The organism is Streptomyces sp. NPDC001027 (assembly GCF_040299045.1).
Lineage (GTDB): Bacteria > Actinomycetota > Actinomycetes > Streptomycetales > Streptomycetaceae > Streptomyces.
This window is the reverse complement of sequence record NZ_JBEPBI010000522.1, coordinates 1-2,122: the sequence shown is the minus strand read 5'-3', so window position 1 is coordinate 2,122 and position 2,122 is coordinate 1. Positions and strand designations below refer to the sequence as shown.

General features: G+C 69.4%; 2 protein-coding genes. Both read right to left on the bottom strand.

The window, feature by feature from the left end:
- Nucleotides 1–126: 126 nt before the first annotated feature.
- Nucleotides 127–360 carry a chaplin ChpH gene (chpH, locus tag ABT300_RS43475; RefSeq protein ID WP_319166214.1) on the bottom strand — a complete coding sequence of 78 codons (234 nt, stop codon included), beginning with the start codon at nucleotides 358–360 and terminating at the stop codon, nucleotides 127–129.
- Between the two features lie 164 nt (nucleotides 361–524).
- Nucleotides 525–1,853: a M20/M25/M40 family metallo-hydrolase gene (locus tag ABT300_RS43470; protein WP_351688558.1), complete on the bottom strand. Its 1,329-nt coding sequence runs from the start codon at nucleotides 1,851–1,853 to the stop codon at nucleotides 525–527.
- Between the last annotated feature and the right edge of the window lie 269 nt (nucleotides 1,854–2,122).

Genomic DNA, 2,122 nt, shown 5'->3' with positions numbered 1-2,122 from the left:
GATCTCGACAGCAAGGCCGGGGTGGTTGGCCTAGTAGGTGGCGATCTGGTTCACGATGACGTGGACGTCCAGTGTATCCCAGTAGGGTTCGGCCGACGGTGTGGACGACCCCTCAGCGGGTCGACGTCAGTTGTTGATGCAGGTGTTGCCGAAGGCGGGGTTCAGCAGCCCGATCACCGAGATCGTGTTGCCGCAGACGTTCACCGGGACGTGCACGGGAACCTGAACGACGTTGCCGGACAGGACGCCCGGGGAGTGCACCGCGGCACCCTGAGCGCCCGCGTCGGCGACGGCCATGCCCGCGCCCGCGAGAACCAGCCCACCAGTGGCAGCCGCAGCAGCGACGACCTTCTTGATCATTATTCCTCCTTGTAGGCAAAGCGACCCCATGCAGCGGGTCGCATCACCAGTAACGAGGCGGAATTAGTGGGGCTACGCGCTTATCGGCGCATTCACTCTTCCCAGTCCCTTCCGTACAGGCGGCCGATTTCCCCCACCGGTGAGATCTCGTTCCGCCAAGACGTTCAGGACGCGTCGATGAAGCGGTCGAGCACCCTCACTCCGAAGCGCAGGCCGTCCACCGGCACCCGCTCGTCCACGCCGTGGAACATGCCGGCGAAGTCGAGCTCCGGGGGCAGCTTGAGCGGGGCGAAACCGAATCCGCGGATGCCGAGGTCGTCGAAGGACTTGGCGTCGGTGCCGCCGGAGAGCATGTAGGGGACGGCCTTGGCGGTGGGGTCCTCGGCGAGCAGCGAGGACTGCATGGCGTCGACGAGCGCCCCGTCGAAGGACGTCTCCAGGGCCTTGTCCGAGTGCACGTCCTCGCGGCGCACGTTCGGGCCGAGGATCCGGTCCAGGTCGGCGAGGAACTCCTCCTCGTACCCCGGCAGGAACCGCCCGTCCACGTGCGCGGTGGCCTCCCCGGGGATGACGTTGACCTTGTAGCCGGCGCCCAGCTGGGTCGGGTTGGCGGTGTTGCTGAGCGTCGCGCCGATCAGCTTGGCGATGCCGCCGAGCCTGGCCAGGGTCGACTGCATGTCCTCGGGGTCCAGCGGGGTGCCCAGGGCGTCGCCGAGCTCGTCGAGGAAGGCCCGGGTCGTCTTGGTGACCCGTACCGGGAAGGTGTGCCGGCCGAGCCGGGCGACGGCCTCGGACAGCTCGGTGATGGCGTTGTCCCGGTGGATCATCGAGCCGTGTCCGGCGGTGCCGGCCACGATCAGCTTCATCCAGTGCATGCCCTTCTCGGCCGTCTGGATGAGGTAGAGCCGCCGCTCCTCGCTCACGGTGAACGAGAACCCGCCCACCTCGCTGATCGCCTCGGTGACGCCCTCGAACAGGTCGGGATGGCGGTCGACGAGGTGCCGGGCGCCGTACGTGCCGCCGGCCTCCTCGTCGGCGAGGAACGCGAGCACGATGTCGCGGGGCGGCCGGCGCCCGGAGCGCAGCCGGTCGCGGACGACCGCCAGCGTCATCGCGTCCATGTCCTTCATGTCGACCGCGCCCCGGCCCCACACGCACCCGTCCGCGACCTCGCCGGAGAAGGGGTGGTGGGTCCAGTCGGCGGCGTTGGCCGGGACGACGTCGAGGTGGCCGTGGATGAGCAGTGCGGGCCTGGAGGGGTCCTCGCCCGCGATCCGGGCCACGGTGGAGGCCCGGCCCGGGTGCGACTCGTAGATCTCGGGCTCGAGGCCCACCTCGGCGAGCTTCTCGGCGACCCATTCGGCGGCCTTGCGCTCGCCGGGACCGGAGTGGTCGCCGTAGTTGCTGGTGTCGATCCGGATCAGGTCGCGGCAGAGGTCCACGACCTCGTCCTCGCCGGTGACGCTGCTGGCATGGTCGTCCGTCGCGCTCACGCTGCTTCCTCCCGCTGTCACTGCTGGTGGGTCCCGCTCATCCTCCCCCGCCCGCGGGTCCGCGCCCAAGAGCGGTCCCGGCCGGACACGCGCCGTTCACACGGGCACGGTCCCCCGGCCGTCCGCCGGCTGTGATCGGGCACCCGGAAAAGCCTGGTAATGTTTACGACGTCGCCGCGGGGGAAACCCCGCACGACAGACACCTTGTCCGGGTGGCGGAATGGCAGACGCGCTAGCTTGAGGTGCTAGTGCCCTTTATCGGGCGTGGG

Excerpts from the sequence above, each read along its gene's own strand:
- chpH (WP_319166214.1), bottom strand. The coding sequence starts at position 360 with ATGATCAAGAAGGTCGTCGCTGCTGCGGCTGCCACTGGTGGGCTGGTT.